This is a genomic window from Streptomyces finlayi (genome assembly GCF_014216315.1).
GTDB lineage: Bacteria > Actinomycetota > Actinomycetes > Streptomycetales > Streptomycetaceae > Streptomyces > Streptomyces finlayi_A.
In genome coordinates this window covers 5056227-5080850 of the sequence record NZ_CP045702.1, presented here as the reverse complement: position 1 = coordinate 5080850, position 24624 = coordinate 5056227, and the positions used below count along the sequence as shown (strand labels likewise).

General features: G+C 68.4%; 14 protein-coding genes and 1 tRNA gene. 11 read left to right on the top strand and 4 right to left on the bottom strand.

What is annotated here, in order from left to right; genetic code table 11:
- Window position 1: 1 nt before the first annotated feature.
- Entirely contained in the window at window positions 2-9073 is a 9072-nt protein-coding gene (locus tag F0344_RS23360; protein WP_185300658.1) for a golvesin C-terminal-like domain-containing protein, read from the bottom strand.
- A 630-nt stretch (window positions 9074-9703) separates the two neighbouring features.
- Between F0344_RS23360 and F0344_RS23355 the strand changes: the two genes are divergently transcribed.
- From F0344_RS23355 to glmS, 6 genes are all read left to right on the top strand, one after another.
- On the top strand, window positions 9704-11152 hold the full coding sequence (locus F0344_RS23355) for a pyridoxal phosphate-dependent decarboxylase family protein (protein ID WP_185300657.1): 1449 nt from the start codon (window positions 9704-9706) through the stop codon (window positions 11150-11152).
- Entirely contained in the window at window positions 11136-12410 is a 1275-nt protein-coding gene (locus F0344_RS23350; protein ID WP_185300656.1) for a lysine N(6)-hydroxylase/L-ornithine N(5)-oxygenase family protein, read from the top strand. Before F0344_RS23355 ends, F0344_RS23350 begins: the two co-directional genes overlap by 17 nt.
- Complete coding sequence (locus F0344_RS23345) at window positions 12407-12952, top strand: GNAT family N-acetyltransferase (protein WP_185300655.1); 546 nt, start codon at window positions 12407-12409, stop codon at window positions 12950-12952. Before F0344_RS23350 ends, F0344_RS23345 begins: the two co-directional genes overlap by 4 nt.
- On the top strand, window positions 12949-14727 hold the full coding sequence (locus F0344_RS23340) for an IucA/IucC family protein (RefSeq protein ID WP_308461010.1): 1779 nt from the start codon (window positions 12949-12951) through the stop codon (window positions 14725-14727). Before F0344_RS23345 ends, F0344_RS23340 begins: the two co-directional genes overlap by 4 nt.
- Before the next feature lie 129 nt (window positions 14728-14856).
- Window positions 14857-15132: a hypothetical protein gene (locus tag F0344_RS23335; RefSeq protein WP_185300653.1), complete on the top strand. Its 276-nt coding sequence runs from the start codon at window positions 14857-14859 to the stop codon at window positions 15130-15132.
- Window positions 15133-15169: 37 nt separating this feature from the next.
- A complete protein-coding gene (gene glmS, locus F0344_RS23330; protein ID WP_185300652.1) occupies window positions 15170-16999 on the top strand; it encodes a glutamine--fructose-6-phosphate transaminase (isomerizing) in 1830 nt (609 codons plus the stop codon).
- Window positions 17000-17117: 118 nt separating this feature from the next.
- Here the strand turns inward: glmS and F0344_RS23325 are convergent, their stop codons facing one another.
- Window positions 17118-17639: a universal stress protein gene (locus F0344_RS23325; RefSeq protein WP_185302847.1), complete on the bottom strand. Its 522-nt coding sequence runs from the start codon at window positions 17637-17639 to the stop codon at window positions 17118-17120.
- A gap of 384 nt (window positions 17640-18023) precedes the next feature.
- Here F0344_RS23325 and F0344_RS23320 point away from each other — a divergent pair, with 384 nt between their 5' ends.
- Window positions 18024-18383, top strand: a complete 360-nt coding sequence (locus F0344_RS23320; RefSeq protein WP_185300651.1) for a hypothetical protein — start codon at window positions 18024-18026, stop codon at window positions 18381-18383.
- A 463-nt stretch (window positions 18384-18846) separates the two neighbouring features.
- Here the strand turns inward: F0344_RS23320 and F0344_RS23315 are convergent, their stop codons facing one another.
- On the bottom strand, window positions 18847-19773 hold the full coding sequence (locus F0344_RS23315; RefSeq protein ID WP_258049958.1) for a transposase: 927 nt from the start codon (window positions 19771-19773) through the stop codon (window positions 18847-18849).
- A 125-nt stretch (window positions 19774-19898) separates the two neighbouring features.
- Between F0344_RS23315 and F0344_RS23310 the strand changes: the two genes are divergently transcribed.
- The 3 genes from F0344_RS23310 to F0344_RS23300 all read left to right on the top strand — a co-directional run bounded on the left by F0344_RS23310 (window position 19899) and on the right by F0344_RS23300 (window position 21927).
- Entirely contained in the window at window positions 19899-21116 is a 1218-nt protein-coding gene (locus F0344_RS23310) for a helix-turn-helix domain-containing protein (RefSeq protein ID WP_185300650.1), read from the top strand.
- A gap of 10 nt (window positions 21117-21126) precedes the next feature.
- Window positions 21127-21729, top strand: coding sequence for an oligoribonuclease (orn, locus tag F0344_RS23305; RefSeq protein WP_185300649.1), 603 nt, complete (start codon window positions 21127-21129; stop codon window positions 21727-21729).
- Window positions 21730-21854: 125 nt separating this feature from the next.
- Window positions 21855-21927 (top strand) — tRNA-His (locus F0344_RS23300).
- 53 nt (window positions 21928-21980) lie between these two features.
- Here F0344_RS23300 and F0344_RS23295 read toward each other — a convergent pair.
- Window positions 21981-23009, bottom strand: a complete 1029-nt coding sequence (locus tag F0344_RS23295) for a LacI family DNA-binding transcriptional regulator (RefSeq protein ID WP_185300648.1) — start codon at window positions 23007-23009, stop codon at window positions 21981-21983.
- A gap of 248 nt (window positions 23010-23257) precedes the next feature.
- Here F0344_RS23295 and F0344_RS23290 point away from each other — a divergent pair, with 248 nt between their 5' ends.
- A complete protein-coding gene (locus tag F0344_RS23290; RefSeq protein WP_185300647.1) occupies window positions 23258-24619 on the top strand; it encodes an ABC transporter substrate-binding protein in 1362 nt (453 codons plus the stop codon).
- The last annotated feature ends 5 nt before the right edge of the window (window positions 24620-24624 follow it).

Here is a 24624-nt window from a genome sequence, read left to right as displayed (position 1 = left end):
CCTACCATTCGATCTTGATCTTGATCGGGGTGAAATCGTCCAGGTTCCTGATCTGTGGCCAGATCTGCTGGGTCCCGATGTGCCAGTTGGTGAATCGGTCCAGCATCTTGAGATTACCGGCCGCGTCGGCACCGCCGAGTTGCAGCTCATGGATGTGGTCGGGGTCCATCCGGTTGAGGATGCGGTCCTTGAGCTTGTCGGCGAAGGCCGGGTTCGTCGACCCGTACTGGTCGTAGACCCGCTTGATCAGGTCACCCTTGTAGTTCTTGGTGATCTGCGAGTTGCGCTTGACCGGGTTGGGAGCCTTGAAGAGCTTTCCCTGCTCGCTCAGCTTCTGCAGGGCGGCCGCCTTCTTGGCGAACTCCACCTTCGACATCCCCTGCTGGTACTTGACCGTGACTTCGGCCGGTCCGCAGTTCGCGTTGTGTACGAGGAGGCTCTGACCGGCGACGACCACGTAGTACGTGTGGACGGCGTCGACAGTCAGATTGTGGACGCGTGCGGTGCGGTGGCGGTGATCGACAGCGGTGACCTGGACCCAGGTGCCGCTGGAGGTACGCAGCCAGGAGCCGGGTTCGAGGTCGACGGCCTCCACCCAACGGCCCGCGTCGGGCAGCCAGTAGGTGTGCGCCTCGGTCGACGTGATGCTGGCGGTCTTCTTCCCGTCCCTGCCGTCCACGTCGACGGTCAGCGTGACAAGGTCCTTTCCGCCCTTGCTGCTGAGGGTGTCGGTCACCTCCCGGCTGCGGGTGTCACCGGACTCGACGTCGGTGGAGAGGACGTGGTCGCCCTCGCGCAGTTCCTCGATGGCCTTGGTGGAGCCGTCGGCCATCAGCACCCGGGTCCCGGGGACGAAGCTGTTGGTGCACTTGGGCGCTTCGGGCTCCTTCTTCGGGGCACCGGGTGTGTCACCGTCGGCCTTGCGGACCGTGCTGCCCGCGTCGGCGACGTCGTCGACCTTGTCCACGGTCTTGCTGACGTCACCGGCCGAGTCGGCCGCGTCGATGCCCTTCTTGGCGTACTTGCCGGCCTTGACAGCCGTGGCGCCGTAACCCACGAGCGGGATCGCCGAGGCCATGGACAGCGCGGCGTCGGCGTAGTTGCCCTCGGCGGCGTACCAGATGCCGTTGGCGACATCGGCGACCTCGCCGACCACCGGGATCAGGCCGACCACGTCGAGTGCGGCATGACCGATGTCGGACAGCGACAGGCCGAACAGATGCCCGTCCAGTTCCACGAAGGTGACCGGGTTGCCGCCCGCGAAGGCGTAGCGGTTACCGGTGAACGGGTCCGTGGCCAGCGACATGTCGGCGAGCGCCCCGCCATAGGAGTCGCGGGTCGTGAAGCGGTTCAGACCGGGGTCGTAGTTGCGGAAGCCCATGTCGTACGTGCCGGAGCCCTTGTCCCAGCGGGACGAGTTGAACCGGAAGGCGTTGTACGACTCCTTGTCGGGGTTCCCGGAATCCGGCTTGTCCGCGCCGGTGAACTGCGACGCGTCGTCCTTGCCGTACGCGGTGTATCCGTACGTCGAGCGGGTCTTGCCGTCCTCCTTGGTGATCGCCTCGATATCGCCGCGCGGGCTGGTCGTGTACTGCGAGTACTCCTTGGTGCCGTCGTCCTTGTGCTTGATCTGGGTGGCCTGCTGGCCGGACGGCAGGTACTGGTAGGACTTGTCCGCCTTGCCGTCCAGCTCCTCGCGCAGGACCTGGTTGTCCAGACCGAGGTAGGTGAACGCCGTGGTCTTGGACTCGGCGCCGGAGGTGACCTGGGAGACGGTCCGGTCGAACGGGTCGTAGGTGTAGGACGTGCTCACCGCCGCCGCGCCGGAACCCGCGCGGGCCTTCACCTGACGGTCGAAGCCGTCGTAGGTGTACTTCTGCGCGGTCTCGCCGCCGATGCTGACGGTGTCGAGCCGGCCGAGCGGGTCGTAGTTGTAGGTGGAGGAGACGCCTTCGGCGCTCGCGCTCAGCAGCCGGTTGCGGTCGTAGCGCTGGGTCGTGGTGGTGCCGTCGACCGTCTGCTCGATGACGTTGCTGTTGCGGTCGTAGGTGTAGGACTCGGTGGCCGGCGAGTCACCGGTCTTGTCGACCTTGGTGACCCGGTCCTGGGGGTCGTAGCCGAAGGTGTGCGTGTTGTTGATGTACGCCGTGTTGTCGTCGGCGTTCATCAGTTTCAGTACGTCCTTGGAGCGGTGCCCGTTGGGCGAGTACTCCAGGTCGTGCTGGGAGACGACGGTCCCGCCCGAGGTCTTCTCGACGGACTGCTTGACCGAGCCGTCCAGGTAGTAGGACATGTCGAGCGTGTTGCCGTTGGGCCGGGTCTGCTTGAGCAGCTGCCCGCGGGCGGTGTACTTCAGCGTGGTGACCTGCTGGTTGCCCGCCGTCGCCGAGTCCGCGTTGGTGACCTTCGCGACCAGCTCGCGCGCGTCGTACTCGATCTTCGACCAGGTCAGGTCGTGGGTGGAGGTGACGGGGTTGCCGTTGACGTCGTAGGTCAGTGCGGTGGTGTTCTTGACCGCGCCTGCCGCGACCTCCTCGACCTTGGCGATGCGGTTCCCGCCGTCGTAGGCGATCTTGTATGTGTCGATCTTGGCGCCGGAGGAGTTGTCCTTGACTTCCACCATGGCGCCATTGGCGTCGTACTTGTAGGTGAAGTCCTTCTTCTCGGTGTCGGCCTCGCCGGTGTTGGCCCGGACCAGCTTCACCGCGTCGGCGAGAACCGTTCCGTTGGCCTGGTCGGTGACGCTGACCTTCTGCGGGCCGTCCTCGACGAACTCGTAGCTGCCGAGCGAGACCCACGTGCCGGTGTTCTGCGTCTGATTGACGGTCTTGGTGACGCTGCCACCGGCGTGATCGATCGTGAACTTGGCATCGCTCGCGGCGCCCGTCATCTTCGGGTGCCGTACGAGGACCTCGTAGGTGCCCTTCTGCGGGATGTTCAGCTGCCACACGAACTGGTCAGAGCCCGAACCGGCAGGGTGCGAGTAGGTGTCGTAGCCGTACTGCTGCTCGGCCTGCGTACGCGCCCAGTTGCCCTGGTTGGCGGAGTTGTTGAAGTCCGAGCTGTCGACCAGGACCACCTGCTTACCGACGGGCACGCCGTCGTCCGAGCGGGCCCGCTGGTTACCGGAGTCGAAGAAGTCCCAGGTCATGGTGCGCTGCTGGGACCCGCCGGCCGAGGTCATGGTGTTCTTCGTCTGCTGGCCCAGGTCGTTGTACTCATAGGACGTGGTGATGTCCCACGGGTCCTTCGCGGTCCGGGTCCAGCCGTTGTCGAAGTAGCTGTACTCGGTGATGTTGCGGACGCTCTGGCCGTCCGAAGGCGGGGCCGACACAGAGCTCAGGTTGCCGACGGAGTCGTAGAAGTAGAACGTCGAATCGGGGGTGCTGTAGCGCGTCGCGTCCTTGTCGAAGGGCGACCGCTCCTCCTTGACCCGGTTCAGCTCGTCGTAGACGGTTTCCGAGGTGAAGTCGGTCGCGTCGTCGGTGGTCTCGACACCGCGCGGCGTGATCGTCTTCGTGCGGTTGCCCACCTGGTCGTACGCGTACCGGGTGGTGCGGTAGGTGACGCCTCCCGAGCCGTCCTTGGAGAACGGCACCTTCGACTCGACGAGCGCGCCCCGCTCGTCGTACGTGGCGAGCGCCTCGTTGCCCTCGGAGTCCGTCTTGCCGACGGTGAGGCCGTCGAGGTCGTACCTGACGGTGGTGAAGTTGCCGATGGCGTCCGTGGTCTTCACCACGCGATGGTTCAGGTCGTTGGTGAAGGAAGTGGTGTAGTCGTCCGGGTCGGCGCTGGCGTTCTTCTTCGGGTCGGACACCTTGACGACGTTTCCGACACTGTCGTACGCCGTGGTGACCTTTCCGCCGTCCGAGTCCAGCATTTCGACGGGCTGGTACACCGCGTCGTACCGGGTCGTGGTGGTGTGGTCCCCGACCGTCGGGGTCTCGTTCCCCCGGGGGTCGGTGATCGTGACGACGTTGCCGACCTTGTCGTAGGTGGCGGTCGTCCTGCGGACCGGGTCCGTTGCCTCGTCTCCGGGCATGGTCGCCGCGGTGAGCTGGTCGGCCCTGTCGTACACGGAGTCGGAGGGGGAGCCGTTCGGCGAGACCGTCCGCGTGATGTTGTCGTTCGCGTCGTAGACGGGTGCCGGTGTCGTGATGAAGTCCCCGGACGCCTGGTCCTTCGGCTCCTTCTTCTCCAGGGGGCGGGCGAAGGTGTCGTAGGTCTGGGTGACCCGGGCGCCCTTGGCGTTGGTGACCTCGGTGACGTTGCCCCGCTCGTCGTACACGAAGGCGGACCGGGTGTTGGTGGCGTCGGTGATCGTCGCCGGGTAGCCCATCGGCTGGAAGTCACTGTTCGCGGTCGCGTGACCGTTCGCGTCGATCGACTTCGTCAGCTGGCCGTACGTGTCGTACTCGGACTTCGAGGTGTAGTCGTCCAGGGCCGCCGTCGCGACGCCCTTGGGGTCGGTGACCGAGGTCAGGTTGCCGCGGGGGTCGTAGCCGAACTTCCAGGTGCGGCCCTCGGGGGAGCGCTTCTCGAAGAGATCGGCGATGTGGCCGTTCAGCCCGGTGGAATAGGTGTAGGTACGGGCCGGAGTGCCGTTCTTGTTGGCCTCGGCGTCCTTCTGTTCCAGCGGGTAGCCGGTCTTCGGGTCGTACGTCCAGGTGGAGACGGCCCCGTTGGCCTCCTCCAGCCGGTCGACGTTGTTGTCCGCGTCCCAGTGGAGCTTCGTCGTCTCCGACTTGGCGTTCGTGATCTGCGTGACCCGCCCGTACCCGTCGAGCACCTGAGACGTGACGTGGTTCTCCGCGTCCGTCACCTTGGTCTCGATCACCGAGCCGGCACTGCCGTCCGGGTCGGTGTACACGAAGCCCGTGGTGCCGCCGAGGCGGTCGGTGATCTGCTGGGTGTGCCAGTGGAACTTCGGGTCGTCGCCCTCGTTCGGGTAGTAGTAGTCGAGCGAGGTGGCGCCGCCGCGCGGGTCGGTCGTCTTGACCAGCTTGACGTTCTTGTTGCCCTGCGTGGCGTCGTACTCGAAGAGGAACACCTTCGGCTGGGACGAGCCCGCGCCGTCGGTGAGCTTGGTGAGCAGCCCCTTGTCCGAGTACGCGAAGGTCAGCTTGCGCTGCGAGATGTCGGTCATCGACTTGAGGTGGTCGATGATCTTGGGGTTGCTGCTGTCGGCCTTGGAGTAGTAGTCCAGGGTGAGCGACTGTCGGCCGGCCGGGTCGGTGATGTAGCGGAGGAACTTGACCGGCTTGTTGTTGGACTTGCGCTCCTCGTAGGTGAACAGCTGCGTGTTGCCGTTCTTGTCCACCGTCGAGGTCACATAGCCGTCGCAGTCGAAGAAGAACCGCGTGCGGTCAGGGCGGGTCAGCGACCACGCCTGCGGGTCACCGTCCTTGTCCGGAGTGCAGTCCACGCCGGAACCCTGTTCCAGCAGGTAGTGCACGCCCGCGGGCGCCTTCCACGACCCGTCGTCCTGCTTGCGGAAGATGTGCGAGGTGCCGTCGCCGTCCGGCAGGGTCACCTCGCGGGGGTTCGGGTTGGGGTGGAAGTCGAGCGCGGCACCGAGGCGCAGCGGGGATGCGGCCTGCGCCGACCAGCCGTGGCCCAGGACGGTGTCCGAGGTGTCGAGCGAGTTGTAGGCGAAGCGCGCGAAGGTCGACAGACCGCGGCCCGGGTTGCTCAGGGCGTTGTACTGCCAGACGGTGTTGCCCGCGTACAGGTTGTTCATGAGCGTGCCGCCGCCGCCCGTGTTCTTCCCCGTGTACGAGAAGAACTTCTCCATGCCCAGCTGGTCGGAGGTCGGGTCCTCCACGCGCACGTTCTGCGCGAGCGGCGGGATGGACTCGGTGGCCGAGAGCCAGGTGCCCGCCGTGTTGTCGCGCAGGTCCCACTCGAGGACGTAGTCGAGGCGCTTGTTGCCGGAGTCCGAGTTGATCGGGGTCTTCAGCCGCGCCCTGACCGTGACGGTCTCACCGGGCAGAACGTTCTTGGGCAGCGGCGTCTGCAGCTGGTTGCCGCCGGTGGTGGCGTCCGTGCCGTCGGGCAGCGACCAGGTGTACGAGAGGGCCTTGTCGGCCGACTTCCACTCCGTGGTGGTCGTGTTGGTGAGGGTGACGTCGATGCCGTACTCGTCGCCCGGGATCATCCGCGACGGGGTGTCGGGGGCGAAGTACGTGGAGGCCGTCGACTTGTCGATGTACGTGACGACGAGCTGGGGCCGCAGCTGCGGCTCCTCGGCCTCGGAGGACAGGAACACGGTGCGTTCCTGCGGCCCGCTCAGCGACTCGTCCTGGAGCTTGATCGCCACGCCCTTGTTGCTCGTGGGCTGGGAGACCCACTGCTGGGCCAGCGAGGTGAGCATCCAGCTCTGCCGGGCGGGGTCGTTGGTGACCCTGCCCACGGTGTCGGCGACGGCCGTGCCCACGTCGCCGCCCGGTGCGGTCCACGGGGTGGTGGCGGTGGCGTTGTTCCAGCTCGCCGTCGCCTCGTCGAAGTCCTTCGTCAGTCCCCGGAGTTCGTAGACCGCCCCGTCGCTTCCGGTGGTGGTCGTGGTGCCCCACATGTCGAGCTGCGCCTCAAGGACGCGCGCCCCGGTGGGTACCTCGCTCAGGGAGGGGAACTTCAGCAGCGCACGCGTCTTCCCGTACGTCGCGGAGTTGTTGCCGACCGTCATCCACGGGTGCGCGATCGCCGAGTCGGTGATCGAGTCGTGGCCGGTGGTGGGCTGGGCACTGGAGAGTGTGGTGTCGGCCGCGTCGCCCTGGAGGACGACGGTGGTACGGCCCGCGGTGGGCAGCTTGACGATCTCCGTCGGTGCCGGGATCACCTGCCCGTCACGGGTCTTCACCGCGACCATGTAGTAGAAGACGTTCCCGAAGGTGTCCGCCGAGTCGGCGGCGGTCGGCGTGGCGGTGGAGTCCGTGAACGACCTGCTGGTGGGCGCCACGGGCGCGAGCAGGGTCTGCGAGGACGGCGTGAAGGTCTGGAACACGCTGCGGTGTACCTGGTACTCCACGATGTCGTCGGCCGTCGAGGCCGCGGACGGGTCGGCGTAGGCGGACCAGTTCAGCTCGGCGCCGGTGGAGTGGATGACGCGGGGAGCGTCGAGGGTGACTCCGGGGCGTCCCCAGGTCAGCACGAGGCGCGGGTGGTTGGAGCCGTCGCCGCCGTTGTACGCGAACTCGGCGGCCTCGTAGCGCGGTCCGCCCACGGGGGCGGTGGTGGTCTCGTCGGCGGCCTTGACCACGAAGCCGTTGTTGGTGTCGGTGCCGTTGATCCAGGACTGCACGGTGTCGGTCACGCCGAAGGAGTGCCAGGTGTTGACGACCCCGGCCCGCTTGGTGACGGTGGCGCCCTTGGTCAGCCGTACGGCGTCGGCGATGACCCCGGTGGAGGTGGTCACCGGACCGTCACCGAGGACGATCTTGCCGGTGCTGCCCGCCTTGAAGGGGTGGCTGCCGAGCGTCTTCCAGACACCGCCCGTGCCGGTGCGCTGATCGACGGTGTACGCCTTCGTGCCGCCGTCGAACGCCACGGTGTACGGGGCGTTGGTGGCCCGGTCGGCCGCGGGCACGCTGTGGACGTCGACCCGGTAGGTGCCGTCCGAGGGGATCTGCGGCTGCCAGGTGTACGTGTCACCGGCGACCGCGTCCTTGTTGTAAAGGTAGTCCTTGTCGACCGCGTACTGGGTGAACGCGGTGTTGCCGGACGCCGGCCAGGCGCCCTTCGCCGCGGTCGTCCCGGTGTCGCCGTCGTCGACGACGACGGAGGTGCCGGAGAGCTCACCCGTGATGTCCTTGGCACTGGCCCAGGTGGCGGTGGTCTCGTTCCAGGCGGCGGTGGCGCGGTGCGCCTCCAGGGGGACGTCCGTGTCGCCCGACCCGTGCGTCTGGTCGTAGTAGAGCTTGAGGTCGGCGGAGTCCAGCTTCACCCCGGCCGGGACGCCGGTCAGCGGGAACCTCACCAGGGCGCGGGAGGCGCCGCCGAGGCTGGTGGCACCGACGGACAGCCGCCAGTTGCCGTCGTAGTTGGCTGCGGGGTCGTCCGAGGAGATCATGACGTCCTGGGACTGGGTGGCCGTCGGCGCGATCGAGATCGTCGGGTCGATCAGCACCGGGTACTGCCGCTCCGGGGCCGCCAGCCACTTCGCGTCCGGGCGCAGGGTCAGCTCGTACGAGCCCTTCGCGCCCGTGAGCTTCTGCTGGACGGCGTCGCTGGAGGCCGTCCCGTACGCGGAAGCCGCGTTCTTCTTCGCGTCCGTCATGAACGGTGCGGGGATGACCAGTTCGGGGCGCCCGGGTCCGCCACTCTCGCTGTAGAGGGCGATGGAGCCGTTCTCGAGCTGCCCGGCCGTCAGGCCCTTGGTGTCGAGGGTGAAGGTGTACGCGGCGCTCCCGGCGGGCGGGGCGGCGAGGACGATGTCCTCCTTCACCGAGCCGTGGCCCACGGTGTACCGGAGGTCGGCTCCCGCGCCGAGCGCGGCGGGGTAGGTGACGGCGTTGCCTGCCACCTGGGGAGTGAGCTTCGTCTTCGCGGGCTTCTTGAGACCGATGGTCACCTGGTGTCCGGACCCGGTGGCGAAGCGGACGAGCCGGTCCGGGTCCGAGCCGAACCGTGTCCCGGCGACGTTGGTCGTGTTGGCGTGGCTGAAGCCGTCACGGGCGGCGGGGCGCACCGCCGTGTCGATGGCCTTCCAGTCCTTGCCCGACTCGTAGTGCGTCGGGGTGCCGGAGATCTCGGCCTGGACCCTGCCGTCGGAGAGCTTCCAGTAGCGGGCGTTGGGGGTGCGCTTCTCGGTGAGTTCCGCCGTCCGCTTCGGCTTGGGAGCCTCGCGCCCCTCGGGGAGCCGCTGGTTGTCCGTCACCCCCTCGTCGGGGAGCTCGGGTGGCCGGGGTCTCTCCCCCTCGCCACCGTCGTCGTCCGCCCCGAACCAGCTCCGTACCCCGTCGACGATGGCCTTGCCCTCGACCTGGGCGGCGAACGCCGGTTGTGGCAGACCCGCCGACAGCAGCACCACGATCGTGCTGGTCGTCAGATTTCTTCGTGCGCGTGGACCGAACATCCCGTGTGTCACCCTCAGTGCCTTTGGACCGCACCGGGCCGGACACTTCGCAGGGGTGCGCGAAGCGACCGGGCGGTGACGGTCGGTACCGGACCGGCTCCCCAGCGTTCGTCACCGGCGCAAGAGTTGTACTGCATTTGGAGGGGGACATGTCAAGCGTTGACACAGAAGGGGCAATGCACTCGTAAGGCACTCTTCGCCTCCGGACCCGACCGTTCCGGAATCCGGCAGGGGCGCCCGCTCACAGCTGACCCGGAGCGGGTCCCCGGAGCGGGTCCCCGGAGCGAGAAAAGGGTAGGCTAACCTTCCTTCGGACCACCGATGCCGGGTTCGCCACACCAACGGGGCCCGCCCCGTTCCGGCGCAAGCGGGTCACCTTCGTCGGCTACTGGCGCCGCGGCCTCAGCGAGGACCTGCTGCGCGCGGAAACCACCGCCGAAGACGCCGCCGCCGCCGAAGACGCCACCGAAGACGCGTAAACCGGTCAACTTCCGGACTCCGTGGGGAGCGGGGGAGGCCTGCGTCAAAACTTAGGTTAGGCTACCCTTACTTCAACATCGCGCCCTCGTCCCCTTTTCTCCTGCCCGGAGGGTTTCGATGAAGTTCCCCTCACCCGGGAGGACCCCAGTCATGCGTTCGCACCTGCTCAACGACTCGACCGCAGAGCACTACCGTCGCTCCGTCACCGCGGGAGTCGAACGGGTCGCGGCCAAACTCGCCGCCACCGACCGGCCGTTCAGCGGCATTGGCGTCGGTGACCTGGCACCCGTCATCGACGCGATAGACCTGGACCGGCCCCTCGGGGACGCCTCGGCCGCTCTCGACGAACTCGAGGACGTCTACCTCCGCGACGCCGTCTACTTCCACCACCCGCGCTATCTGGGGCACCTCAACTGCCCGGTCGTCATCCCCGCCGTCCTCGGCGAGGCCGTGCTCTCGGCCATCAACTCCTCCCTGGACACCTGGGACCAGAGCGGGGGCGGCACGCTCATCGAGCGGAAGCTGATCGACTGGACCACCGAGCGGATCGGCCTCGGCCCCGCCGCCGACGGCATCTTCACCAGCGGCGGTACGCAGTCGAACCTGCAAGCGCTCCTACTGGCCCGCGATGAGGCCAAGTCCCGTCCCGAGCACTACACCCGGCTGCGGATCTTCGCCTCCGAGTGCAGCCACTTCAGTGTCCAGAAGTCCGCGAAACTCCTCGGCCTCGGACCCGACTCCGTCGTGTCCGTCCCCGTCGACAGCAACAAGCGCATGCAGACCGTCGCCCTGGCCCGCGCCCTGGAGCAGTGCGTCGCCGAAGGCTCCGTGCCGATGGCGGTCGTCGCCACCGGGGGAACCACCGACTTCGGCTCCATCGACCCGCTCCCCGAGATCGCCGCCCTCTGCGAGCGCTTCTCCACCTGGATGCACGTGGACGCCGCCTACGGCTGCGGGCTGCTGGCCTCGCGCACGCGCCGCCACCTCCTCGACGGCATCGCGCTGGCCGACTCGGTCACCGTGGACTACCACAAGTCCTTCTTCCAGCCGGTCAGTTCCTCGGCCGTGCTGGTCCGCGACCGAGCGACGCTGCGCCACGCCACGTACCACGCGGAGTACCTCAACCCGCAGCGGATGACGCAGGAACGTATCCCCAACCAGGTGGACAAGTCCCTCCAGACCACCCGAAGATTCGACGCGCTGAAGCTCTGGATGACGCTGCGCATCATGGGTGCGGACGGCGTGGGCGAGCTCTTCGACGAGGTCTGCGGCCTGGCCGCCGAGGGCTGGCGGCTCCTCGCCGCCGACCCGCGGTTCGACGTCGTCGTCGAGCCGCAGCTCTCCACCCTGGTGTTCCGCTACATCCCGGCGTCCGTCACCGCACCCGCCGAGATCGACCGGGCCAATCTCCACGCCCGCAAGGCCCTGTTCGCCTCCGGCGAGGCCGTAGTCGCCGGCACGAAGGTCGGCGACCGCCAGTACCTCAAGTTCACCCTGCTCAACCCTGAAACGACCGCGCAGGACATCACCGCGGTCCTCGACCTGATCTCGGGCCACGCCGAGCAGTACCTGGGAGAATCCCTTGACCGCGCTTCCTGACCCCCACGACTTCATCGGGATCGGCCTCGGACCGTTCAACCTCGGGCTCGCGTGCCTCACCGAGCCGATCGACGAGCTGAACGGCGTCTTCCTGGAGTCCAAGCCGGACTTCGAATGGCACGCCGGTATGTTTCTCGAAGGGGCCCACCTCCAGACGCCGTTCATGTCGGACCTCGTGACGATGGCCGACCCGACATCGCCGTACTCCTTCCTGAACTACCTCAAGGAACGCGGCCGGCTGTACGCCTTCTACATCCGCGAGAACTTCTATCCCCTGCGGACCGAGTACAACGACTACTGCCGCTGGGCCGCCGCGAAACTGAGCAGCATCCGCTTCAACCAGACCGTCCGGTCGGTTACGTACGAGGAGAGCGACGCGCTCTACACCGTGCGCACCGCCGACGGCGTCTTCCGCGCCCGCCACCTGGTGCTGGGCACCGGCACCCCGCCATACATCCCGGAGGCGTGCCAGGGACTGGGCGGCGACCTGCTGCACAACTCCCGTTACCTGGAGGGGAAAGCGGCGCTCCAGGCGAAGGAGTCCATCACCCTCGTCGGCAGCGGCCAGAGCGCGGCGGAGATCTACTACGACCTGCTCTCCGAGATCGATGTGCACGGCTACCGGCTCAACTGGGTGACGCGCTCCCCGAGGTTCTTCCCCCTGGAGTACACCAAACTGACGCTGGAGATGACGTCGCCGGAGTACGTGGACTACTTCCACGCCCTGCCCGAGGACGCCCGCTACCGGCTGGAGTCCAGCCAGAAGGGTCTCTTCAAGGGGATCGACGGCGAGCTCATCGACTCCATCTTCGACCTGCTCTACCAGAAGAACCTGCCGGGCCCCGTACCCACCCGTCTGCTCACCAACTCGGCTTTGAACAGCGCGAGTTACGACGAGGTGTCGGGTACGTACACCCTGGGTCTGCGCCAGGAGGAGCAGGGTGAGGACTACTCCCTGACCACGCACGGGCTGATCCTCGCCACCGGATACAGGTACACCCCTCCGGCCTTCCTGGAGCCGATCACCGACCGACTGAGACACGACAGCCGGGGCCGCTTCGACGTGGCCCGCAACTACAGCATCGACAGCACCGGACGCGGCGTTTTCCTCCAGAACGCGGGCACGCACACCCATTCGATCACCTCGCCCGACCTGGGCATGGGTGCGTACCGCAACGCGTACATCATCGGTGAACTGCTCGGCCGTGAGCACTACCCGGTCGAGAAGTCCATCGCCTTCCAGGAGTTCGCGATATGAGCCGGACCATCGGCACCTTCACCGTCCGCCCGCTGGACCCCCTGTCCGACGCGGAGCTGGTGCACAGCTGGGTCACCCACCCCAAGGCGTCGTTCTGGATGATGGGCGACGCCCGGCTCCAGGACGTCGAGCGCGAGTACATGGCGATCGCCTCCCACCCGCACCACGACGCGTTCATCGGGCTGCACGACGGTGAGCCCGCCTTCCTCATGGAGCGCTACGACCCGGCCGAGGTCGAGCTCAAGGGGCTGTACGAGGCCGAGCCGGGTGACATCGGGATGCACTTCCTGGTCGCCCCCACGGACACCCCGCTGCACGGCTTCACGCTCGCCGTGATCACGGCCGTCATGAAGGAACTGTTCGCCGACCCCTCGGTGCTCCGTGTCGTCGTGGAGCCCGACGTCCGCAACGGCGCGGTGCACGCGCTGAACAAGGCCGTCGGCTTCGAGATCCTCCGCGAGATCACCAAGCCGGAGAAGACCGCGCTGCTCAGCGCGTGCACCCGTGAACAGTTCCAGGCCACGACCGGAGGTCCCTCCTGATGCCGGCCCTCACCGACAGCGTCGCCCACCTCTCCCCCGAGCGCTGGGCCACCGCCACCCGGCTGCTGATCCGCAAGGGTCTCGCCGAGTTCGCCCACGAACGTCTGCTCACGCCCGCCCCGCTCGGTGACGACCGCTACTCGGTCCGCAGCGACGACGCGGAGACCGAGTACCGCTTCACCGCACGGCGCTTCGCACTCGACCACTGGCAGGTCGACGCGGACTCCATCACCCGCCACCGGCACGGCGGCGAACTCCCTCTGGACGCGCTGGACTTCTTCATCGAGCTGCGCTCGCCCCTGGGGCTCTCCGCGGAGATCCTGCCGGTCTACCTGGAGGAGATCTCCTCCACGCTGGCCGGAACCGCGTACAAACTCACCAAGGAACCGGCCACCTCCGCCCAGCTCGTTTCCGCGGGCTTCCAGGCGATCGAGACCGGGATGACCGAGGGCCACCCCTGCTTCGTCGCCAACAACGGGCGCCTCGGCTTCGGCGTGGACGAGTACCGCGCGTACGCCCCCGAGACCGCGGCGGAGATCCGGCTGGTGTGGCTCGCCGCCCGCCGCGACCGCGCCACGTTCACCGCGGGCGCCGGTCTCGACTACGGGACACTGATCGCCGGGGAACTGAGCGAGGAGACCCTCGGCCGGTTCGGCGCCACGATGAGCGGTCTCGGCCTGGACCTCGACGACTACTTCCTCATCCCGGTGCACCCCTGGCAGTGGTGGAACAAGCTGTCCGTCACCTTCGCCGGAGAGCTCGCGCAGCGGCACCTGGTCTGCCTGGGCGAGGGCGACGACGCCTACCTCGCCCAGCAGTCGATCCGTACGTTCTTCAACACCGACCACCCCGGCAAGCACTACGTGAAGACGGCGCTCTCCGTCCTCAACATGGGATTCATGCGCGGGCTCTCGGCCGCGTACATGGAGGCGACGCCCGCGATCAACGACTGGCTCGCGGGACTCGTCGAGCGTGACGAGCTGCTGCGCCGGGCCCGGTTCTCGATCATCCGGGAGCGGGCGGCCGTCGGCTACCACCACCGGGCGTACGAGTCGGCGACCGCCAAGGGCTCCCCGTATCTGAAGATGCTGGCCGCGCTCTGGCGCGAGAGCCCCGTCCCGGACCTGGCACCCGGCGAGCGCGTCGCCACGATGGCCTCACTGCTCCACACCGACCACGAGGGGACGTCCGTCGCGGGCGTGCTGATCGCCGAGTCGGGCCTGGAGCCGGCGGAGTGGCTGCGCGGCTACCTGGACGCCTACCTCGTCCCGGTGCTGCACAGCTTCTACGCGTACGACCTGGTGTTCATGCCGCACGGCGAGAACGTCATCCTGGTCATCGAGGACGGGGCCGTACGCCGCACGGTCTTCAAGGACATCGCCGAGGAGATCGCGGTCATGGACCCGGACGCGGTTCTGCCGCCCCAGGTCGAGCGCATCCGCGCCGAGGTCCCCGAGGACATGAAGCTGCTGTCGGTCTTCACCGACGTCTTCGACTGCTTCTTCCGGTTCCTGGGCGCAGGCCTGGCCGCGGAGGGCGTCCTCGACGAGGACACGTTCTGGCGGACGGTCGCGGAGTGCGTGAGCGGCTACCAGGAGTCGGTGCCCCACCTCGCGGACAAGTTCGAGCGGTACGACATGTTCACGGACGAGTTCGCGCTGTCCTGCCTGAACCGACTGCAGCTGCGCGACAACAAGCAGATGGTCGACCTGACGGACCCGTCGGGCGCCCTGCAGCTGATCGGCACGCTCAAGAACCCGATCGCGGGTCTGTAGAGCTGCGGCGCGTCGCCGGAGGGGCGTGATTTCAGCCCGTCCGGCGACCGAAGCTCATTTCACTCCGCAGCCTGCCCGATATCGGGCAGATTTCTTGCATAATGCCTCCCCACCACGCAATATCAACGAGTGCTCGAACGCCGATCGTCGCATGACGACCTCATCGACCACCTGGTGCGCAGCACCGCGCTCCAGCGCGGCGAAGCAGGCCGGGTGATCCTTGACGTGCTGGCGTACTTCGACGAGACGACCGACGACTTCGTCCGCCGCCGCCACCGCGAACTGCAGTCCGGCGGCCTGGTGAACACGGAGATCTTCGAACGGATCGCGGCCGAGCTGCCGCACCGCGCGGTCGCACCGCCGGAGCTCTCGCTCCGGCAGTTGCGCCGCATCGTCTACGGCTGAGCACTCACTGGTACGTCGATGGAGGGGCAAGACTTCTATGTGCGGAATCGTCGGTTATATCGGCAAGCGTGATGTGGCACCGCTGCTGCTGGAGGGACTGCAGCGGCTGGAGTACCGGGGTTACGACTCGGCCGGCCTCGTCGTCACCAGCAAGACGGCGGCAGGCAAGCCCGGCACCCTGAAGATGGTCAAGGCCAAGGGCCGGGTCCGTGAGCTGGAGTCCCGCGTCCCCAAGCGCTTCGCCGGCACCACCGGCATCGCCCACACCCGCTGGGCCACCCACGGCGCGCCGAGCGACGAGAACGCCCACCCCCACCTGGACGCCGACCACAAGGTCGCCGTCGTCCACAACGGCATCATCGACAACGCCACCGAGCTCCGTGCGAAGCTCGTCGCCGACGGCACCGTCTTCCTCTCCGAGACCGACACGGAGGTGCTGGTCCACCTGGTCGCCCGCTCGCAGGCGGACACCCTGGAGGAGAAGGTCCGCGAGGCCCTGCGCCACGTCGAGGGCACGTACGGCATCGCCGTCATGCACGCCGACTTCAACGACCGCATCGTCGTCGCGCGCAACGGCTCCCCGGTCGTCCTCGGCATCGGCGAGAAGGAGATGTTCGTCGCCTCCGACGTGGCGGCCCTCGTCGCACACACCCGCCAGATCGTCACCCTCGACGACGGCGAGATGGCCACCCTCAAGGCCGAGGACTTCCGCACGTACACCACGGAGGGCTCGACCACGACGGCCACGCCCACGACCGTGGAGTGGGAGGCCGAGTCGTACGACATGGGCGGCCACGACACGTACATGCACAAGGAGATCTCCGAGCAGGCCGACGCCGTGGACCGCGTGCTGCGCGGCCGCATCGACGACCGCTTCTCCACCGTGCACCTGGGCGGCCTCAACCTGGACGCCCGCGAGGCCCGCGGAGTGCGCCGGATCAAGATCCTGGGCTGCGGCACCTCGTACCACGCGGGCCTGATCGGCGCCGGCCTCATCGAGGAGCTGGCCCGCATCCCCGCGGACGCCGAGCCGGCCTCCGAGTTCCGTTACCGCAACCCGGTCGTCGACCCCGACACGCTGTACGTCGCCGTCTCCCAGTCCGGTGAGACGTACGACGTGCTGGCCGCCGTCCAGGAGCTCAAGCGCAAGGGCGCACGCGTCCTCGGCGTCGTGAACGTGGTCGGCTCGGCGATCGCCCGCGAGGCCGACGGCGGCATGTACGTCCACGCGGGCCCCGAGGTCTGCGTCGTCTCCACCAAGTGCTTCACCAACACGGTCGTCGCCTTCGCGCTGCTCGCCCTGCACCTCGGCCGCATCCGCGACCTGTCGGTCGCCGACGGCAAGCGGATCATCGACGGTCTGCGCAAGCTCCCCGAGCAGATCGGGCGCATCCTGGAGACCGAGGCGGAGATCAAGAAGCTGGCGGAGGTGTACGCGGGCGCCCAGTCGATGATGTTCATCGGCCGGGTGCGGGGCTACCCCGTGGCGCTGGAGGCCTCCCTGAAGCTCAAGGAGATCTCCTACATCCACGCCGAGGCGTACCCGGCGTCCGAGCTGAAGCACGGGCCGCTGGCGCTCATCGAGCCGGCGCTCCCCACCGTCGCGATCGTCCCGGACGACGACCTGCTGGAGAAGAACCGCGCCGCCCTGGAGGAGATCAAGGCCCGCAGCGGCCGGATCCTCGCCATCGCCCACCGCGAGCAGGAGCGGGCGGACCACACCATCGTCGTCCCGAAGAACGAGAACGAGCTGGACCCCATCCTGATGGGCATCCCGCTCCAGCTCTTCGCGTACCACACGGCGCTGGCCATGGGCCGCGACATCGACAAGCCGCGCAACCTGGCGAAGTCCGTCACGGTCGAGTAGCCGTACCGGGAGCCGGAGAACGGCACCGGGAGCACGCGCGCAGCGGCCCCGCGACCACGTCACCGTGGCTGCGGGGCCGCTCGCCGTCCATCCGGCGCCGGACACCTGCCCGGGCGGGTCAGGGGATGACGATCACCGGGCGCCGGGCCCGGCGCGCCAGCCGGCCCGCGACCGAGCCGAAGATCCGGCCGACGATGCCGTGCGTGGAGCCGACGACGATGGCGTCCGCGGAATACTCGCGGCCGACCTCCTCCAGCTCGTGGCAGATGTCCCCGCCGCGCTCGACGAGCACCCACGGCACATCGCAGAGATAGTCCGCGCAGGCCAGCTCAAGACCGAGGACCTCGGTGCGGTGATCGGGCACGTCGACGAAGACCGGAGGCTCGCAGCCCGCCCAGACGGTGGTCGGCAGCCGATTGGCGACATGGACGATGATCAGTCCGGAACCGGAGCGCGAAGCCATGCCGATGGCGTACGCGAGGGCCCGTTCACTGGACGTCGATCCGTCGAAACCGACCACGACCCCGTGCCGGAAGGCCGGATCGCAGGAATGACGTGTTTCTTCGACCGGCAGCGGCTCCGACAGTGGGTCGGCCACCTGCTTGCGGTCTGCGGGTTCAGGGATTTCGTGACCGGCCATCGGTGTCTCGGCGAAGAGAGTCCTCATGTGGAGGGAGCGGCTTCGGGCGGTGTATCAAGGTGGCAAAGGTGTGTCCGGGAATCATCTTCCCAGCCCCATACCCCCAAGGGTACGGCGCCACTCCTCCACAGCCCGGATCCCCGCACAGCGCGTGCGACGTTGCAGGGAGCATGCCCCAGGCGGAGACGTATGGCAATGCCGGTTGTGTCCTACACCGAGCCTTGCCCGGCCGGCCGCCCCCCTCCGCCTCTCCTCCGCCCTCCCGCTCCCCCTTCCGCGCGGCTGTCCGGCGGGCGCACCGCGGCAGGCAGTGACCGGGCCGCCACTCCGGCGTCAGCCCGACCGTCACGCCGATCCACCCCACCCTTCCAGGGAGCAGAAACCGTGCCCGTAGCCGCGTCCGCACCCCCGGCCGCTCCGGCCGACCCGACCGCCGGCACCCCCCTCGTCGAGCCTGCCACCGCCGCGTCGCCGGAGGCCGTCCGCTGGGGCCCGTTCTGCTGTCTGCTCGTCGCCGCCGCCTTCACGGTGTACGGGACCCGGTTCGGCAGCGCCGTGTCCTGGGCCCTCGGGCTCGCCGCCGTCACGGCGGCCTGCCGGCTGCCGCTGCCGCGCCGGTCCGCACACGACGCCGCCCGCGCGGCCGCTCCGGTCCACATCGCCTCGCCCGCACGCAAGACCGCACGCAAGACCGCACGCGAGACCGCACGCGAGACCGACGGGGCGCACCGGGGCGGCCGGTGACCGAAGGGGGGTGCGCCGGGTGTGACTGGATCCCGCGCACGCAACCGCTGCTTTTCAGCCAACTTCACTGCGGCGTCCGACTCTTGGTGTTCCACCCGGCCAACCCACATGCCACCAGGCAGGAATAGACCGCGCGGTACGCTTTCACCCAACGGGGACGGGCCAAGATCGTGAGGCGCACTTCCCTGTGCGCCTCACGAGTGGAACGCTTCGTGATCGACAGCTTCGCGCCAAGTTGCCTTGTCGACATAGTGCCGGTGGGAGAACGTGTCACTGCGGCACTACGGGACGCAGTAGATTCGATCATGGGACGAAGTCTGCGGACTCGTGCGAGACCGAGGGGAAACGTGCAGGAGCGACAGGCCCGTAAGGACCAGGGAGACGCGAACACCGAGGGGGGCTTACGACCTCACCCGCGATTGAGTTCGTGGCGTGCTGGCCTGGCGGTTCGGCTGGTGGGTGATCAGCAGGCGGTGTCGCGGGAGAGGACGAGCGCGGTGCTGTGTTCGCGGTGGGTGGGCCGCTTGGCGGCGCGGTCGGAGATCAGGGCTGCGATGGCCTGCTGGGTCTCGGGGAAGGTTTCGCGTCGTCCGGTGAACCGTCGTAGTGGGGCCCATTGGCGCAGTTCGGCGTTGGTGTGCTCGACGCAGATCCGGGCTGAGGACTGTCGTCGCCTCGCCTCGCGCCAGGCGTATTTGTCGCCGTCGCAGGCGTCCTCCTTCGGTTTCTTCGGCGGCGCGGTGACCTGGTCGGGGAACTCCTTGGCCAGGCCCTGGTAGCCGGAGTCGACCTTCGCCTTCACGCCGGGACGGGTCCTGAACTGCTCGGCGATGCCCTCGGTGCGCACGGCGGTCTGGTCGTGCATCCGGCCGGGCCGTTCCGCCCCGGAGTAGAGCAGGCGGCCCTGGCCGTCGCTGAACGTGGTGGTCTTGATGGTGTTCTGCCTGCGCTTGCCCGAGATGAACGCCCGGCGCCCGGGGCGGCCGGCCTGCGGGCGGCGGACCTGGGTCTCCGCACCATCGAGCCGCAGCTCGATGTTCTCGGCCTGCGCGTAGGCGAACACATCCTCCAGTGTGCGCAAGCGCAGGCCGGGCCGGTCGGGGACGGCGAAGCCGCGGGCCGCGAGCAGGGGCCTGATCTCCTGGATCGCCCTGCCGATGGTCGAGGAGCCGACGTCGTAGACCACGGCGAGGGCATCTTGGGGCAGGCCGGTGCGCAGGTAGGCCAGAGTGATCACCAGCCGGTCGCGGAAGGCGAGTTCGTACTTCGGTCCCGCCCCGGCCTGCCGACGGCGGTCCCGCCCGCGCCGGTCATGGCGTTCGCCCTCGCACCGTGACTCCCACCTGGGTTCGAGCTCGTCGAGCAACTCGCCGAAGTGTTGGCGGCTCACGCCGCAGAAGGCAGGATGAGACAAGGCCGCGCGGGCCCACTTCTTGATCACACTCGAAGAACCCGCGCGGCCCTCGTCATGTCACGGCCTCGCCCCGATCAATCGCGGGGGAACTCGTTAGCGTCATGAGCCAGGACTCCGCCACCGCAACGGAGGCCGCACGGAAGCTGACCGGGCGGCGACGCCGGGAAGTCGTAGCCGTACTGCTATTCAGCGGCGGACCTATCTTCGAGAGCTCCATCCCGCTCTCCGTTTTCGGAATCGACCGGCAGGACGCGGGAGTTCCCCGCTACCGACTGCTCGTCTGCGGGGGCGAAGAGGGACCACTGCGCACCACGGGTGGGCTCGAACTCAGCACGCCGTACGGCCTGGAGGCGATCAGCAGGGCAGGCACCGTCGTGGTGCCCGCCTGGCGGTCCATCACATCGCCACCGCCCGCAGAGGCGTTGGACGCGCTGCGCCGTGCCCACGAGGAGGGCGCACGCATCGTCGGACTCTGCACCGGGGCCTTCGTCCTCGCCGCGGCCGGCCTGCTGGACGGCCGCCCGGCGACGACACACTGGATGTACGCACCGACGCTGGCCAAGCGCTATCCGTCGGTGCACGTCGATCCGCGTGAGCTCTTCGTCGACGACGGTGATGTGCTCACCTCCGCCGGCACGGCCGCCGGAATCGACCTCTGCCTGCACATCGTCCGCACGGACCACGGCACGGAGGCCGCCGGGGCACTCGCCCGCCGGCTCGTCGTGCCGCCGCGCCGCAGCGGCGGTCAGGAGCGCTACCTCGACAGGTCGCTGCCGGAGGAGATCGGCTCCGACCCGCTCGCCGAGGTGGTGGCCTGGGCACTGGAGCATCTCCACGAGCAGTTCGACGTGGAGACGCTGGCCGCGCGCGCCTACATGAGCAGGCGGACCTTCGACCGGAGATTCCGCTCGCTCACCGGAAGCGCACCGCTCCAGTGGCTCATCACCCAGCGGGTGCTGCAGGCGCAGCGGCTGCTGGAGACCTCCGACTTCTCGGTCGACGAGGTCGCGGGCCGCTGCGGCTTCCGCTCCCCGGTCGCGCTGCGCGGGCACTTCCGCCGCCAGCTGGGTTCGTCCCCGGCCGCCTACCGGGCCGCGTACCGGGCCCGCCGTCCGCAGGGCGGGGGGCTGGAGAGCATCACCACGGTGCTCAACCCGGTCGTGCCCGCCCAGGGGACGGTCTCAGGCAGGCGCCCCGCACCGGCCGGGCCCGCCCCGGTCACCGCGGGCTCCGGCGGTTCGACGGAGCACCTCAAACCGGGCCCGGACGCGTACGCCCCGGGACGCCCGGCCCTGCCGGGGCAGCGCCACGCCCCGTAGGGTGGGGCACATGAACGACCGTATGGTGTGGATCGACTGCGAGATGACCGGGCTCTCGCTGACGGACGACGCACTCATCGAGGTGGCCGCGCTGGTCACCGACTCGGAGCTGAACGTGCTCGGCGAAGGGGTGGACATCGTGATCCGCCCGCCGGACGCGGCCCTGGTGACCATGCCCGAGGTGGTGCGGCAGATGCACACCGCCTCGGGGCTCCTCGACGAGCTGGCAGGGGGAACAACCCTGGAAGCCGCCGAGGAGCAGGTCATGGCCTACGTGCGCGAACACGTGAAGGAGCCCGCCAAGGCCCCGCTCTGCGGAAACTCGGTCGGTACCGACCGGGGCTTCCTCCTTCGGGACATGCCGTCGCTGGAGGGTTACCTCCACTACCGGATCGTCGATGTGTCCTCGGTCAAGGAACTGGCACGCCGCTGGTACCCGAAGGCGTACTTCAACAGTCCGGCGAAGAACGGCAACCACCGGGCACTGGCGGACATCCGCGATTCGATCACGGAGCTCCGCTACTACCGGGAGGCGGTCTTCGTGCCGCAGCCCGGCCCCGACTCGGTACGCGCCAAGGAGATCGCGGCGCGCTTCGCGGCTCCGGCGGAGTAGTACGACGACCCTGGTCACGGGCCTTTCGGGGCCCGTGGGCGGGGCGAGAACAACGGGGGCGCGAGCACCCTCTCGGACCCTGTACACTTTTTCTCGGCCGGTCGGAAAAGCGACCGGGCGACATGGTGGGTATAGCTCAGCTGGCAGAGCACCTGGTTGTGGTCCAGGATGTCGCGGGTTCAAGTCCCGTTACTCACCCTGAAGGAAGGGCCCCGGTCTTCGGACCGGGGCCCTTCCCGTTGTCCCGGCGATCAGGACGAGTCGCGCACGACCAGCTCCGTGGGCAGCACGATGCGCGGGCGGTCGTCGGAGCGCCCCGCGATCTCCTGGAGCAGGACGCGGGTCATCGTGCGGCCCATCTCCTCGGTGGGCTGCCGGACGCTCGTGAGCGGCGGGTCCATGTGACGGGCGACCGCCGAGTCGTCGAAGCCGATCATGGCGATGTCGTCCGGGACCCGTCGGCCGGCCTCCCGGAGCACCTGGCGGGCGCCCGCCGCCATCACGTCGGAGGCGATGAAGACCGCGTCGACCTCGGGGCAGCGGGCGAGGAGCTCCCGCATCGCGCGGGCGCCGCCCTCCTCGGTGAAGTCCGCAGGGGCGATCAGCCGCTCGTCGGGGGCCATGCCCGCGGCGGCGACGGCCTCGCGGTAGCCGTCGAGACGGCGCTGGGCGCCGTACACGTCGAGCCGGCCCGTGATGGTGGCGATGGAGCGGCGACCACGGGATATGAGGTGATTGACGGCCGAGCGGCCGCCCTCGAAGTTGTCGGAGTCGACCGACGCCAGGGGTTCGGCGGCGTGCCTGCGTCCGCTGATCACACAGGGCATGCCCAGCTGCTCCAGCAAATCCGGCAGTGGATCATCCGCGTGCACGGAGACCAGCAGGACGCCGTCCACGCGGTGCGCGGTCAGATACTGGGCCAGCCTGCGGCGCTCGCGGTCGTTGCCCGCGAGGGTGAGCAGCAGCTGCATCTCGGTATCGGCGAGCGCCGCTCCGACACCGCGCACGATGTCGGAGAAGTACGGCTCGGCGAAGAACCGGGTCTCCGGCTCGGGCACGACCAGGGCGATGGCGTCCGTGCGGTTGCCCGCCAGGGCGCGGGCGGCACGGTTGGGCACGTAACCCAGTTCGTTCACCGCCGCCTCGACCGTGGCCCGGGTGCTGTCGCTCACGCGCGGTGAGCCGTTGATCACCCGGGACACCGTCCCCCGGCCGACGCCTGCCTTCGCCGCGACCTCCTCGAGTGTGGGCCGCCGCCCCTGCTTTCCACGAACAGTCATGGCTGCCCCTCCCAGTCGTCGAAAATTTCTCACAAGCCGATAACTGAAACAAGTCTCGCCGTCCGGTCCCTTGACACCCTCCCGGCGAGCCGCAACCCTTCAACACATCACGTATGGGAGCGCTCCCACCGTACCTGACACATAAATATCCCGCACGTCCCTCACCTGGGCCACAGCGCGAAACAACGTACGGACGCGTTCGCGCAGTTGGGCCGGGGAGGGCACGTACAGGGCACTAGGAGGCCGCAATGCGCACTTCTGTCTTCACCCGGGGAACGACCGCACCACCGCCCCGCCGCACGCTCCGCAGAGCCGTGGTCATCGCAGCCGTCGCCGCCCTCGGCGCCGGACTGCTGGCCGGCTGCGCCGAGGACTCCGGAGACCCGGACTCCAGCGCCACCAAGGGCGGCGGCAAGGGCAAGACGACGATCACCGTCGGCGTGTTCGGTGCCTTCGGTCTCAAGGAGGCGGGGCTGTACGACGCGTACATGAAGCTCCACCCCGAGATCAACATCGAGCAGACCTCGATCGAGCGGAACGAGAACTACTACCCGCAGCTGCTCACACACCTCGCCTCGGGCAGTGGTCTCGCCGACATCCAGGCGATCGAGGTCAACAACATCGCCGAGATCGCCCAGACGCAGTCGGGCAAGCTCATGGACCTGGGCAAGACCGCCGGGGTGAAGAAGGAGAACTTCCTGGAGTGGAAGTGGTCGCAGGGCACGGACAAGAGCGGTAAGACGGTCGCGCTCGGTACGGACATCGGCCCCCAGGGCATCTGCTACCGCAAGGACCTCTTCGAGAAGGCCGGGCTTCCCACGGACCGCGAGGAAGTCGGCGCGCTGTGGGCAGGCGACTGGCAGAAGTTCCTCGCCGCGGGCGAGAAGTACAAGGCGAAGGCGCCCAAGGGCACCGCGTTCATCGACTCCGCCTCCGGGCTGATGGCAGCCGTACAGGGTGGCTCGGCCGAGCGCTACTACGACAAGGACGGGAAGGTCGTCTACAAGACCAACCCGGCGGTCAAGGACGCCTGGGACGTCGCCGCGAAGGCGGCCGATCTCGGTCTGACGGCCAAGCTCCAGCAGTTCCAGCCCTCCTGGGACCAGGCCATCGTGAACGGCACCTTCGCCACCATCTCCTGCCCGCCGTGGATGATCGGCTACATCAAGGACAAGGGAGCCGAGAAGACCGAGGGCAAGTGGGACGTCGCCGCCGCGCCCAAGGCCAGCAACTGGGGCGGGTCCTTCCTGACCGTGCCCGAGGCCGGCAAGAACAAGGAGGAGGCCGCCAAGCTCGTCGCCTGGCTGACCGCCCCCGAGCAGCAGGCCACGTTCTTCGCCAAGCGGGGCAGCTTCCCGAGCGCGCAGGCCGCGTTCTCGCTTCCCGAGGTCGCCGACGCCAAGGACCCGTACGTCAACGACGCCCCGATCGGCAAGATCTTCTCCGACGCCGCCAAGGGCATCCCGGTGACCATCGTCGGCCCGAAGGACCTGATCATCGCCCAGAACCTGGCCGATGTCGGCATGCTCCAGGTCGACCAGAAGGGCGTCTCGTCCGAGGACGGCTGGAACGCCGCGGTGAAGTCGATCGACAACGCCCTGGAGAAGTGACCTCC